General features: G+C 56.1%; 10 protein-coding genes and 2 rRNA genes. All 12 read left to right on the top strand.

Going from position 1 to position 12941, the window contains the following annotated elements; all coding sequences use genetic code 11:
* The first annotated feature begins 241 nt into the window (after positions 1-241).
* The 12 genes from I6I12_RS07080 (at position 242) to xerD (ending at position 12936) form a co-directional block, all read left to right on the top strand.
* Positions 242-3308, top strand: a 23S ribosomal RNA gene (locus I6I12_RS07080).
* A gap of 134 nt (positions 3309-3442) precedes the next feature.
* Positions 3443-3560, top strand: a 5S ribosomal RNA gene (gene rrf / locus I6I12_RS07075).
* A 468-nt stretch (positions 3561-4028) separates the two neighbouring features.
* Positions 4029-4838 carry a tetratricopeptide repeat protein gene (locus I6I12_RS07070; protein ID WP_234288096.1) on the top strand — a complete coding sequence of 270 codons (810 nt, stop codon included), beginning with the start codon at positions 4029-4031 and terminating at the stop codon, positions 4836-4838.
* Entirely contained in the window at positions 4838-5821 is a 984-nt protein-coding gene (locus I6I12_RS07065; protein WP_200287549.1) for an HAD-IIA family hydrolase, read from the top strand. The genes I6I12_RS07070 and I6I12_RS07065 overlap by 1 nt, the downstream gene beginning before the upstream one ends.
* Entirely contained in the window at positions 5812-5973 is a 162-nt protein-coding gene (locus I6I12_RS07060) for a hypothetical protein (RefSeq protein ID WP_005324658.1), read from the top strand. The genes I6I12_RS07065 and I6I12_RS07060 overlap by 10 nt, the downstream gene beginning before the upstream one ends.
* Complete coding sequence (locus I6I12_RS07055) at positions 5973-6779, top strand: TlyA family RNA methyltransferase (RefSeq protein ID WP_023021615.1); 807 nt, start codon at positions 5973-5975, stop codon at positions 6777-6779. Before I6I12_RS07060 ends, I6I12_RS07055 begins: the two co-directional genes overlap by 1 nt.
* Complete coding sequence (locus I6I12_RS07050) at positions 6776-7660, top strand: NAD kinase (protein ID WP_200287547.1); 885 nt, start codon at positions 6776-6778, stop codon at positions 7658-7660. Before I6I12_RS07055 ends, I6I12_RS07050 begins: the two co-directional genes overlap by 4 nt.
* Positions 7660-9321 carry a DNA repair protein RecN gene (gene recN / locus I6I12_RS07045; RefSeq protein WP_200287545.1) on the top strand — a complete coding sequence of 554 codons (1662 nt, stop codon included), beginning with the start codon at positions 7660-7662 and terminating at the stop codon, positions 9319-9321. Before I6I12_RS07050 ends, recN begins: the two co-directional genes overlap by 1 nt.
* Before the next feature lie 28 nt (positions 9322-9349).
* The gene (gene steA, locus I6I12_RS07040; RefSeq protein WP_200287544.1) at positions 9350-10501 is read left to right on the top strand and encodes a putative cytokinetic ring protein SteA; all 1152 of its coding nucleotides are present in this window, start codon (positions 9350-9352) and stop codon (positions 10499-10501) included.
* Positions 10502-10504: 3 nt separating this feature from the next.
* Positions 10505-11407: a copper transporter gene (locus I6I12_RS07035; RefSeq protein ID WP_200287542.1), complete on the top strand. Its 903-nt coding sequence runs from the start codon at positions 10505-10507 to the stop codon at positions 11405-11407.
* 3 nt (positions 11408-11410) lie between these two features.
* Positions 11411-12049, top strand: a complete 639-nt coding sequence (locus I6I12_RS07030; protein ID WP_200287541.1) for an NUDIX domain-containing protein — start codon at positions 11411-11413, stop codon at positions 12047-12049.
* Entirely contained in the window at positions 12046-12936 is an 891-nt protein-coding gene (gene xerD / locus I6I12_RS07025; RefSeq protein WP_049360922.1) for a site-specific tyrosine recombinase XerD, read from the top strand. Before I6I12_RS07030 ends, xerD begins: the two co-directional genes overlap by 4 nt.
* Positions 12937-12941 lie beyond the last annotated feature (5 nt).

The raw sequence follows: 12941 nt of genomic DNA, 5'->3' as shown, positions 1-12941 counted from the left end.
GTCTGGGGCATTATCCCCTTTTTTTGGTGCCTGACCATATGACTGGTGGACACAGTGTGTGTGCTGGTTGATGGTTGGGGTGTTGTGTGAGAACTGTATAGTGGACGCGAGCATTAAACACGTATGACGTGCTGCGCTTTGTGTGTGGTGTGTTGTGTGTGTTTGTGTGATTTCTTTTTTGTGTTTATTTTGTCAAGTTCACTTGTGTGGCCGCCCGCGCTTTTTGTGTGTGGTGGTTTGTGTGTTCGTTATTAAGGGCGCATGGTGGATGCCTTGGCATGCTGAGCCGATGAAGGACGTGAAAGGCTGCGTTAAGCCTCGGGGAGTTGTCAATTAAGCGTTGATCCGAGGATGTCCGAATGGGGAAACCTGGCCCTGGTTATGTGGGGTTACCCTTCAGTGAATTCATAGCTGTTGTGGGGGTTTACGCGGGGAAGTGAAACATCTCAGTACCCGTAGGAGAAGAAAATAATAATGATTCTGCTAGTAGTGGCGAACGAACGTGGATGAGGCTAAACCGTGTGCATGTGATACCTGGTAGGGGTTGTGTGTGCGGTGTTGTGGGCCCTGATGTGCGGTGACTACCATCATCGTGCTTGCGCATTGTTGTTAGGTGAAGTGGTTTGGAATGGCCTGCCGGAGTAGGTGAGAGTCCTGTAGCTGAAGATGATGATGTGTGGGTTGTTGGGTTGCCCGAGTAGCAGCGGGCTCGTGGAATCTGCTGTGAATCTGCCGGGACCACCCGGTAAGCCTAAATACTCAGTGTGACCGATAGTGTATGAGTACCGTGAGGGAATGGTGAAAAGTACCCCGGGAGGGGAGTGAAATAGTTCCTGAAACCATGTGCTTACAATCCGTCAGAGCACCGTGTGTGTGATGGCGTGCCTTTTGAAGAATGAGCCTGCGAGTCAGCGGCATGTCGCGAGGTTAACCCGTGTGGGGTAGCCGTAGGGAAACCGAATCCTAATGGGGTGTCAAGTGGCATGTCCTGGACCCGAAGCGGGGTGATCTACCCATGGCCAGTGTGAAGCAGCTGTAAGAGGTTGTGGAGGCGCGAACCCACGTAGGTTGAAAACTGCGGGGATGAGCTGTGGGTAGGGGTGAAAGGCCAATCAAACTCCGTGATAGCTGGTTCTCCCCGAAATGCATTTAGGTGCAGCGTCGTATTATAGCTTGGTGGAGGTAGAGCGACTGGTTGGTTGAGCGGGACTACAATCTTAGCAATGTCAGCCAAACTCCGAATGCCACTAATTGTGTTGTACGGCAGTGAGACTGTGGGGGATAAGCTTCATAGTCGAGAGGGAAACAGCCCAGATCGCCGGTTAAGGCCCCTAAGGGTGTACTAAGTGGAAAAGGATGTGGGATCGCGAAGACAGCCAGGAGGTTGGCTTAGAAGCAGCCATCCTTGAAAGAGTGCGTAATAGCTCACTGGTCGAGTGGTTCTGCGCCGACAATGTAGTGGGGCTCAAGTACACCGCCGAAGCCGCGGCAACAATTTTTTTGTTGGGTAGGGGAGCGTCGTGCATGGGTTGAAGCGTTACCGTAAGGAGGCGTGGACTGTGTGCGAGTGAGAATGCAGGCATGAGTAACGAATTGATAGGTGAGAATCCTATCCGCCGGATGACTAAGGGTTCCTGGGTCAAGTTCGTCTTCCCAGGGTGAGTCGGGACCTAAGGCGAGGCCGACAGGCGTAGTCGATGGATAACCAGTTGATATTCTGGTACCCGTACATGCGCGCCCATGATAAAGCACTGATACTAACCACCGCGGATGCATTGCTGGTCTTCTTTGAAGTCTGGTGGTGTTGATGTCGTGGGGCCTGATGTGTGGTTCAAGTGATGGGGTGACGCAGTGAGGTAGCCACGCCACTTATTGGATTGGTGGTGTAAGCGTGCAGACCGTGTGGTAGGTAAATCCGCCGCACATTTTGGTTGAGGCGTGATGCGTAGACCCATTGGGGTTGATGGTGGTGATCCTGTACTGTCGAGAAAAGCCTCTAGCGATGTGTGTGTATGGCCCGTACCCTAAACCGACACAGGTGGTCAGGTTGAAAATACTAAGGCGTTCGGGTGAACTGTGGTTAAGGAATTCGGCAAAATGCCCCCGTAACTTCGGGAGAAGGGGGGCCCTACGATGTGAGCATCCTTGCGGTGTTAAGCGTTGTGGGGTCGCAGAGAATAGAGGGAAGCGACTGTTTATCAAAAACACAGGTCCATGCGAAGACGTTAAGTTGATGTATATGGACTGACGCCTGCCCGGTGCTGGAAGGTTAAGAGGACCGGTTAGTCAACGTTGTTGGCGAAGCTGAGAATTTAAGCCCCAGTAAACGGCGGTGGTAACTATAACCATCCTAAGGTAGCGAAATTCCTTGTCGGGTAAGTTCCGACCTGCACGAATGGCGTAACGACTTCTCTGCTGTCTCAACCACAGGCCCGGTGAAATTGCACTACGAGTAAAGATGCTCGTTACGCGCGGCAGGACGAAAAGACCCCGGGACCTTCACTATAGCTTGGTATTGGTGTTTGGTTCGGTTTGTGTAGGATAGGTGGGAGACTTGGAAGCTATCACGCTAGTGGTGGTGGAGTCGTTGTTGAAATACCACTCTGATCGGATTGAGCATCTAACCTTGGCCCATGATCTGGGTTGGGGACAGTGCCTGGTGGGTAGTTTAACTGGGGCGGTTGCCTCCCAAAATGTAACGGAGGCGCCCAAAGGTTCCCTCAGCCTGGTTGGCAATCAGGTGGTGAGTGTAAGTGCACAAGGGAGCTTGACTGTGAGACAGACATGTCGAGCAGGGACGAAAGTCGGGACTAGTGATCCGGCACCTACTTGTGGATGTGGTGTCGCTCAACGGATAAAAGGTACCCCGGGGATAACAGGCTGATCTTCCCCAAGAGTCCATATCGACGGGATGGTTTGGCACCTCGATGTCGGCTCGTCGCATCCTGGGGCTGGAGTAGGTCCCAAGGGTTGGGCTGTTCGCCCATTAAAGCGGCACGCGAGCTGGGTTCAGAACGTCGTGAGACAGTTCGGTCTCTATCCGCCGCGCGCGTTGAAACTTGAAGAAAGCTGTCCCTAGTACGAGAGGACCGGGACGGACGTACCTCTAGTGTGCCAGTTATCCCGCCAGGGGTATCGCTGGTTGGCTACGTACGGAAGGGATAACCGCTGAAAGCATCTAAGCGGGAAGCCTGTTTTAAGATGAGGTTTCGTTAAGGTCCCCTAAAGACGATAGGGTAGATAGGCCAGACCTGGACGCACTGTAAGGTGTGAAGGCTACTGGTACTAATTGACCACAACAAACACCAACACACACTATGTGTGCTGGCAAAAAGCAACAAAACAAGAAACAAATTTGTCACTGTCGTGACCGCGTCCACTATGCAGTATCTGACACAACACCCAGACACCCATGAAGAGGGAAACAATGTTCTGAAGGTTTGTCGGTGGTCAATAGCTGCAGGGAAACGCCCGGTCCCATTCCGAACCCGGAAGCTAAGCCTGCACACGCTGATGGTACTGCAACCGGGAGGTTGTGGGAGAGTAAGTCACCGCCGACACCAAACAACAAAAACACAACAAAATACAAACAAGAAGAAGAGGACGGTATACCACCGCCCTCTTCTTTTTGCGTTTTACCAGCCCTCCCGGCCGGTGGAAGGCCTCATCTGCAAAGCCAGGAGTACGGCACTAGGGCGTCCGCGGAGCGTTCAGGAACGCAATGAGCGATTAAGCCTCCTAGTGTCCTTTTGCACGCTCGTACAACTGCGCGGCCGGTCGGCGGTGAAGAGTTGTGGGGCGTTACGGGGCAGAGTGGCTTTCCACTGTGGGTGGTCCTGGCAATGTATTTGCGTCTAGTAGGATCGATCGCCGTCTCATTGAACCGGTCTGGGCGAGCGTTTGGCCTAGCGCTGTATGGCTCACGCTGCGGCAGCGCAAGAGGATCTAAATTCCGGCTTTTTCGCTTGGGGTTGTAGAATAGGGCCGGTATTTCTGTGCTAGTTCCAACCAAGAAAGGGTAGGGCTGAATGTCGGAGCGCAATCACAACGGGCGAGGTGGACGTGACCGTAAGCCACGCAATAACAAAGGCCGTGATTTTAAGGGTGACTCTCGCAAGAAGAAGTCTTTTTCGCCGCAACGCTCCGGTTACCGTGAGGAACGCATCAATCGTCGCATGAGTGATCCAGACATCCCGGCAGAGGTGGATGTCAACGATTTGGATCCCATGGTTCTGCAGGACCTAAAATCGCTCTCGAAGGAGAACTCCGAGGCCGTCGCCAAGCATATGATCATGGCTGCGACCTGGATGGAAGACGATCCCAAGCTTGCCTTGCGCCATGCACGTGCTGCTAAGGACCGTGCCGGCCGCGTGGCTATCGCCCGAGAGGTCAATGGTATTGCCGCATATCGTGCTGGCGAGTGGAAGGAAGCGCTCGCTGAATTGCGTGCATCCCGGCGTATTTCCGGCGGGCCTGGGCTGCTGGCCGTAATGGCTGACTGTGAGCGCGGCTTGGGACGCCCAGAAAAGGCGCTCGAGCTTGGGCGCACGGATGAGGCGGCCGACCTAGATGATGAATCTAAAATTGAGCTAGCGATTGTTTTAGCCGGAGCCCGCTTAGATATGGGCCAAGCCGAGTCTGCCGTCGTAACTATCCAACGCGCTCATCCTGATCGCGATGCACGCGGTATAGGTGCATGCCGCCTGGCTTATGCCTACGCCAACGCACTGCTGGAAGCTGGCCGGAAAGATGAGGCCAAGGATTGGTTTGAACACGCAGTGTCGATTGATGAGGGCGACTGGACCGATGCAGCGGAGCGCTTAGAGGAGTGTAAGTAGTGACGGTTCTAAGCAAACACGATGCTCTTCTGCTCGATCTAGATGGCACCGTGTGGGAAGGCGGCCGCCCACTTTCTAACGTGGTGGACGTCATCAATACCTGTGGTGTGCCGGCGGTGTACGTGACCAACAATGCTTCGCGCAGCCCAGAAGCAGTGTCGAAGATGCTGGCAGATATAGGGCTCGAGGCGACCACGCAGCAGATTGTTACTTCTGCCCAAGCAGTCCTTCAATTAGTGGCGGATGAGGTGCCAGCCACCTCGAAACTCCTCATTATTGGTGCTGATTCCTTCCGTGATTTGGCCCGCGAGATGGGCTTTGAGGTGGTCTCCAGCGCTGATGACAAGCCTGCCGCTGTTGTGCAGGGTTTTGACCGTTCTGTTGGCTGGGAGCAATTGACTGAAGGGGCTCTGGCCATCCGCCAGGGAGCGAAGTTTTTCGCATCGAACCTAGATACTTCCCTGCCTATCGAGAGGGGATTTGCCGTGGGCAATGGTTCCCTCGTGGCCGCCATCCAGTCCGCCACCGGGGTAGAGCCGGTGTCTGCTGGAAAGCCTGAGCCGGCCATGTTTACTTTTGCGGCGAAGCAAATTGGTGCGAAAAAACCGCTTGCTGTAGGCGACCGTTTGGATACCGATATTGCCGGTGGTAATTCTGCTGCCATGAATACCTTCCATGTGCTTACCGGTGTTTCTGGGGAACTAGAACTTATTGAGGCACCTGTGGAGGCGCGCCCCAACTTTATTGGTGCAGGTATGCATGAACTGGCTTTGCCGGTCTCTGTTGCCCGACCTGGAGCACAGGGTGGATTTACTGCTCGGTGTGATGGACATGATCTTCTGCTCGAGGGCGGTGACGAAAAATCTACCTCCGTTCAGGCATTGCGCACCGTGTTGGAAGTTGCATGGGCCATGCCGTCACCGCCCCGCTATATTCAGCCGCGAAGCGAGCGTGCGGAAAGGGTTGTTGCGCAATGGCGGTAAAGCCGCATGATTTTCGGGCTGTCAAGGAGCCGGCAGAGATCGATGCGGAAGTAGCAGAGATCCTTGGAGAAGACGCAGCGGATTTGGCCGCTGAAGTAGATCAGCTTGATCGCGCCCACAATGTGTTGCGCGATGCATTGCAGGAGAATTAATGCCCCCTCAACGTCGTAGGTTAGACGCGGAGCTGGTGCGCCGGAAGATTGCGCGCTCTCGTGAGCAGGCCCGGGAAATGATCAAGTCCGGCCGTGTCACGGTCGGTGGTTTCAAGGCACAAAAGCCGGCGTCGATAGTAGAACCAGAGGTCTCCATCAAGGTGGAGGAGTCCGAGGAAGATAAGTGGGCCTCCCGCGGTGCGCACAAGCTTTTGGGCGCCTTGGCGGCGTTCGACGTCGATATGAATGGTCGCATTCTTGATGCCGGCGCGTCTACCGGTGGCTTTACTGATGTGTGCTTAGAATACGGCGCGCAGGAAGTTCTTTCTGTGGATGTCGGCTACGGACAGCTGCTCTGGCGCCTCCAAAACGACGATCGAGTAAAAGTTCTCGACCGTACCAATATCCGGAATCTGACGCTCGAGCTTACCGACGGCCCTTGTGACGGCATGGTTGGAGATCTGTCCTTTATCTCCCTCCGGCTCGTATTGCCAGCCATTGTGGAATGCCTAAAGGATGGTGCCTGGTTATTGCCCATGGTGAAGCCGCAGTTCGAGGTGGGCAAGGACCGCCTTGGCAGCGGTGGTGTCGTTCGTTCACCGGAATTGCGCAAGGAAGTAACCAAGGAGGTCGCTCAGTTTGCCCTGTCGCTCGGGTTGAGCATGCACGGTGCTGTAGCGTCCCCGCTGCCTGGGCCAAGTGGCAACGTGGAGTATTTCCTGTGGCTGAAAAAGGACGGCGCGCCCACGGATCTGGCTAGAGTAGAAGAAATGATTGACCGTGCAGTCGAGGAAGGCCCGCAATGACCCGTGAGATCCTGTTGGTGCCTCATGCCAACCGCGAGCAGAACCTGCAGGCAACGTCGCGAGCAGCGGAGCTGCTACAAGATGCCGGGATTACTGTTCGAGTGTGTGCGGACGAGAAGGTCTTGCCTGGGCTAAAGCACGTCCCCCACACCGAAGACGCGGCTTCGGGGTGCGAATTAGTCCTGGTACTCGGTGGAGACGGAACCTTCCTCCGTGCAGCGGATATGGCACGTTCTGTGGATATTCCGGTGCTAGGAATCAACCTCGGGCATGTGGGATTTCTGGCTGAGTGGGAAGTCGAATCCCTAGATCAGGCCTTAGTGCGGGTCATAGACAAAAGGTACCGCATTGAGGATCGACTCACCATCGATGTCACCATCTTTGACGAGGAAGGAACCCTTCTCAATCGCAGCTGGGCTCTGAATGAGGCTTCGGTAGAAAACCAAAATCGCTCTGGAGTATTGGACGCAATTTTGGAAATTGACCGCAGGCCGGTGTCTTCCTTCGGTTGTGATGGGGTGCTCATCTCCACGCCTACTGGGTCGACCGCCTATGCGTTTTCGGCTGGCGGGCCGGTGCTGTGGCCCTCGCTCGACGCGATTTTGGTAGTACCGAATAATGCGCACGCTTTGTTTACTAAGCCCCTAGTCGTCTCGCCCAATTCTTTAGTAGCCGTTGAATCAACCATGCGTACAACTCCGGCGACCGTGATTTTGGATGGTTTCCGTGAGCTCGCCATGCCTCCAGGAGCTCGCGTGGAGGTAGTGCGAGGCGCGCGTCCGGTGCGATGGGTACGCTTGGATGACCAACCTTTTACTGACCGTTTAGTCTCGAAGCTGCGCCTGCCCGTAGAAGGGTGGCGCGGGCCGAAGGAGAAGTAGTGCTCGTCGATATTTCCATTAATGACTTGGGCGTTATTAGCCAGAGCTCCGCGGAGCTCTCTACTGGTCTAACCGTGCTTACTGGTGAGACTGGCGCGGGCAAGACCATGGTGGTTACTGGATTGCGGCTTTTAGCAGGTGGACGCGCGGATGCCTCCCGGGTGCGGGATGGGGCGAAGAAAGCAGCAGTAGAGGGGCATTTTTCCTCGGGGAAAGATTCTATCCGCGAGTTGGTCGAATCAGTAGGTGGGGAGCCCGATGAAAATGGAGAATACATCGTCTCCCGGACGGTTTCTGCCGCGGGCAGGTCGAGGGCCTATTTGGGTGGTCGGGCGGTGCCTGCGGCAACCCTAGGCGAATTTGCGCGCGAACTTATTACGGTCCACGGGCAAAATGATCAGCTGCGTTTGCTTGCTCCCGAGGAACAATTGGGTGCAGTAGACCGTGCGGATCCTACGTTGGCCGAGGTACGCCGTCGCTATACCGAGGCTTTTAAAAAATGGCGCCGCTTAGCAAAGGACTATAAGCGGCGTACAGAGCAGCGCCGCGAACTCGCGCAAGAGGTTGATCGTCTGCAGTTCGCGGTGGATGAGATCGACGGCGTTGCGCCGGAGCCGGGTGAGGATGAGGAGCTGGTGCAGCTGGTTCGCAAGCTGCAAGACGTCGACGGTCTTCGCGAATCCGCGGAAGTTGCACTGGCTTCTATCGACGGCACCGAGGAACTGGAAGAGGCTGCCTCGGCGTTGCTGGGCCGGGCGGTTTCGGCATTGGCGGGGACTACCGACAAGGAATTGGCCGCCTTGGGCGAACGGCTCAGTGAGATTTCTTCACAACTGGGCGATATTTCCGGCGAGCTGGGAGGGTATCTGGCTGGGTTGCCGGCGGATCCGCAGCTTTTAGAAAAGTCCTTGCAGCGCCAGCAGGAGCTTCGTACACTGACCCGCAAATATGCCGGGGATATTGACGGAGTTATAGCTTGGCGGGATGAAGCTGCAGCAAAGCTCGAATCCATGGATACCTCAACTGAAGCCCTAGAGGAATTGAAAAAGCAGGTCAAGGACGCTGAATCGGTGATGGTTGAGCGGGCTGGGGAGCTGACAAAGGGGCGTCGGCAAGCGGCGAAGGCTTTGGGGGAGCAGGTCACGCAAGAGCTGCACGGCCTAGCCATGCCGAATTCAACGTTGACAGTTGAGCTAACGCAGGCGAAATATTCTAAAACTGGCGCGGACGCGGCCGAGCTGCAGCTGAATGGAAAGCCGATTGCGTCTGCAGCTTCAGGCGGCGAGCTTTCCCGTGTCATGTTGGCCTTGGAGGTGGTGCTGGCGGATGAAGACGGCGCCACCCTGGTCTTCGATGAGGTAGATGCTGGTGTGGGCGGACGCGCGGCGGTGGAGATTGGTCGCCGCCTGGCACGCTTGGCCGTGCACAACCAAGTCATCGTGGTAACACACTTGCCGCAGGTAGCAGCGTATGCCGATGCACACCTGCATGTTTCGAAGGAAAAATTCACTTCTGGTGTGGCCGAGCTTTCGCAGAACGAGCGCGTGGAGGAGTTGGCGCGCATGCTGGCAGGCCTGGATGATACGGAGACTGGTCGTGCGCACGCGCAGGAGCTTTTTGAGCGGGCACAGCAAGAAGCTTCCGCGCGCCTAACCCACTAGAATCAATAATCACGTCACAATAGGGGTCATGGCTCTGTTTTCCCGTAAACCCGAGCAGCCTGGTGCACTGCGCGATTGCACTCCGGGCGCTAAGGGGATGAAAAAGTTTAGTGAAGGCGATGTCGCCGTAATTGATGCGGCTAATATCTCTCGCCACGAGGCCCAGACCCTCGTAGACCTTAAACCCTCCGCCGTGATTAACGTGGCGGAGTTTTCTACCGGTACGGTCCCCAATTATGGCCCGCACATTTTGCTTGACGCCGACATTGCCCTCGTTGAGGGCGTTGGCCAGTCCTTCGTGTCCGAGTTCAAGGATGGAAAGAAGGCGCGAATCGGGGAGGATGGCACCGTCTTTAGCGGTGATAAAGCTCTTGGCACGGGCCGCGTGGTTACTCGCGAGCGAGCAGAAAAGAACTTTACCGCGGCACAGGGTGCGCTGATTGACCACATGGAATCCTTCTTTGGCAACTCCATTGATTTTATTAACTCTGAGGGGCCGCTGCTTATCGACGGCCTCGGGGTTCCCGCTTCTGGCTCTGAGATCGCAGGCCGCAAGGTCGTGCTGTTTTCGCCAACAGACAGACACCGCGAACAGCTCAAGCAGCTGCGGAACTTTATCCGCGAGTATGAGCCGCTGCTGATTGCGGTGGGAGAGGCTGCAGATTCGTTGCTAGCACAGGGGTATAAGCCAGATTTCATCATTGGTGATCCCAATGGCGTCAGCGATGAGGCCCTGCGTTGTGGCGCCCGTGTGGTTGTTCCTGCGGATCCAGAGGGCGAGGTAGAAGGCCTTGACCGCATCCAGGACCTCGGCATCGGTGCCATGACTTTCCCGGCAGCGACGCATTCAGGTACCGATTTGGGTCTGCTTTTTGCTGATTATCACGGCGCAGACCTCATCGTGCAGACAGGCGGTGGGGTAGACCTTGATGATATTTTTGCGGATCGCACCAACCCGTCGGCGGTGCTTTCCCGGCTTAAGGCCGGCACCAAGGTGGTTGACGCGGATGCGGTGATTAACCTCTACAGTGCACCTTCGTCCAACCTTGGCTGGCTGTGGGCACTGCTGGGAATCCTGGTAGCCATTGCGGCGGTTATCCTCATCGTCGGTTTCGGCGGAAGTCAGGACTTTGCAAGTAACCTCAGCGAAACCTGGTCCAGGCTCTTTGGGGGCGCATAGAGCATGGCAAAGACTGAGCTAGTAGCAGGCTTGGGCTTCGGCGCCGCGGTAGGCGTGGCGCTGGGTGCCCTGGTCATTGCTCCCAATCTGACCACCGGCATGGCCGATGATGATCCGATCCGTGAGGAGCACCGCAAGGTCGTCCAGGACAATAAGATTTTGCAGACCCAAAATGAGGCGAGCGATAAAATCGTGGCTGATTCCGGGGCGGAACTAGTAAACGGGGCATTGTCTCAGCGGCCCGTGCTCATCGTCACCACCGATGATGCTAATGGCGGAGATGTAGACGCAATCAGGGAACTCTTGGAGACTTCCGGTGCCACGGAGGCCGGCGAGATTAAGCTGACCAAGGACTTTTTGCGCCCCGAAACTAAAGACAAGCTTTTGCCCATCCTGAAAGACACTGCGCCTAAGAAGGCAGATACCAAGGATTTGGATTCTGCGGGAGCGCTCAGCGGTGAGGTGCTCGGCACTGCATTGTCTATGGATCCTGAGAGCACGAAGCCCATGGCATCAGTACAAGAGCGTGCGGATGTGCTCCATAAGCTGCGCGACGAAGGCTTCATTGACTACGAGGATGGGACCATCGTTCCCGCCCAGGCCATTATCGTCGTCTCTGGCAATGGCCTGCGCGGCTACCCTTCCGATGCTTTGGCGGAATTTGTTACCGGGTTGGATGATGTCAATGGTTCTGTAGTGTTTAGCGGGCGTACCAAACAAACTCAGGACGATAAGGCACTTGCCCAGGTGCGCGACCAGGATGCGAAGCTGTCCACGGTCGATGGCACCGAGCGCGCAGTGGAGCGCATTGCCGTTATTTTGGCCACCGAGGAGCAGCTCGATGGTGGTCAAGGCGATTATGGTGCCACAGAGACCGCGGATTCTGCCCTACCGGGAAAGGAATAGCTCATGGCGCATGATTTCAAGGTGCTTGACTCGCAATTGCTTGTCGACGCCCCCATTCTCGCTCTCCGCCGCGACGAGGTTGTCATGCCCGGTGATGTTTCCGCCTTCCGCGAGGTAGTAGAGCACCTAGGCGCGGTGGCAGTGGTGGCACTGGACTCGGACGAACGCATTGCCATGGTGTATCAGTATCGCCACAGCGTGGGCAAGCGCCTGTGGGAATTACCGGCAGGTTTGCTCGACGTACGCGGCGAAGATGAGCTAACCGGCGCGAAGCGGGAGTTACAGGAGGAAGCTGGTCTGAGCGCACAGACGTGGTCAGTGCTGACGGATTTGGTAACTTCACCGGGGTTCTGCGAAGAAGCGGTCCGTGTTTTCTTAGCCTCCGACCTTTCTGAGGTGCCGCGTATGGAGGCTACCGGGGATGAAGAAGCTGATATGGAGGTTGCTTGGGTCCGGCTCGAGGACGCCGTCGACAAGGTAATGCGAGGCGAAATCGTCAATTCCATCGCCTGCAGCGGCATTTTGGCGGCTTATGCAGTGCTGCGCGGTGGCAAGGCGACCCGCAGCGTGGATGAGCCTTTCACGTTGCGGCCGACGTCGATGAGTGCCCGGCGCACGGGCGCGGACCTGAAGCAGCTGTGAGCGCGGTCGAAGATATAGCGCAGACGTGGCTTAACCATCTAGCGGTTGAGCGAGGCGTTTCTGCCAATACGTTGAGTAATTATCGCCGTGATGTTCGGCGCTATGTCACTTGGTTGGAGGACAACGGGGTAGAGGACCTGCGCGCGGTAACGCGGCCTATGGTGGAGGCTTATCTCAAGGATCTGCGGTCAAAAATGGCTGCGTCCTCGGCTAATCGTGCTCTCATCGTAGCCCGCGGGTTGCATAAATTTTCCGTGGCAGAAGGCGTTGTAGACGTCGATGTTGCGGTGGAGGTTACCCCTCCATCAACTGGACAGCATTTGCCGGAGACATTATCGGTGGACGAGGTCAGCGGCCTTATTGAGGCAATTCCCACTGAAACCCCGGTGGATGTGCGCGACCGTGCCCTGCTGGAAATGCTCTACGGTACTGGCGCGCGAATCTCAGAAGTAATCTCCCTAAACGTTGATGACGTTTCCTCCGCGCAAGAGGTAATCCACCTGCACGGAAAGGGCGACAAAGAGCGGATTGTGCCCTTGGGTTCGCATGCCCGCCAGGCCATTGACGCCTATTTGGTGCGGGCTCGTCCGGTGCTGAGCAAAGGCACAACGCCGGCGTTGTTTCTCAATACCCGCGGCGGAGCTTTATCGCGCCAAAGCGCGTGGGCGGTGTTAAAGACAGCTGCACAGCGTGTAGATCTGGGAAAGTCCATTTCTCCCCACACCTTGCGGCATTCTTTTGCGACGCACCTGCTTGAAGGCGGCGCAGATGTGCGCACCGTGCAAGAATTGCTGGGACATTCATCCGTGACGACAACGCAAATATATACTCACGTCACTGCCGACTCCTTGCGTGAGGTGTGGCGCACTGCTCACCCCCGTGCCTAAGAAAG

This window comes from Corynebacterium kefirresidentii, assembly GCF_016599755.1.
GTDB classification, from domain to species: Bacteria; Actinomycetota; Actinomycetes; order Mycobacteriales; family Mycobacteriaceae; genus Corynebacterium; species Corynebacterium kefirresidentii.
This window is presented reverse-complemented; position numbering and strand designations above follow the sequence as displayed.

Bases quoted from the DNA above. Each gene is read 5' to 3' on its own strand.
- I6I12_RS07055 (WP_023021615.1), top strand. From the start codon at position 5,973: ATGCCCCCTCAACGTCGTAGGTTAGACGCGGAGCTGGTGCGCCGGAAG.
- I6I12_RS07035 (WP_200287542.1), top strand. From the start codon at position 10,505: ATGGCAAAGACTGAGCTAGTAGCAGGCTTGGGCTTCGGCGCCGCGGTA.
- I6I12_RS07060 (WP_005324658.1), top strand. From the start codon at position 5,812: ATGGCGGTAAAGCCGCATGATTTTCGGGCTGTCAAGGAGCCGGCAGAG.
- I6I12_RS07050 (WP_200287547.1), top strand. From the start codon at position 6,776: ATGACCCGTGAGATCCTGTTGGTGCCTCATGCCAACCGCGAGCAGAAC.
- I6I12_RS07030 (WP_200287541.1), top strand. From the start codon at position 11,411: ATGGCGCATGATTTCAAGGTGCTTGACTCGCAATTGCTTGTCGACGCC.
- I6I12_RS07070 (WP_234288096.1), top strand. From the start codon at position 4,029: ATGTCGGAGCGCAATCACAACGGGCGAGGTGGACGTGACCGTAAGCCA.
- steA (WP_200287544.1), top strand. From the start codon at position 9,350: ATGGCTCTGTTTTCCCGTAAACCCGAGCAGCCTGGTGCACTGCGCGAT.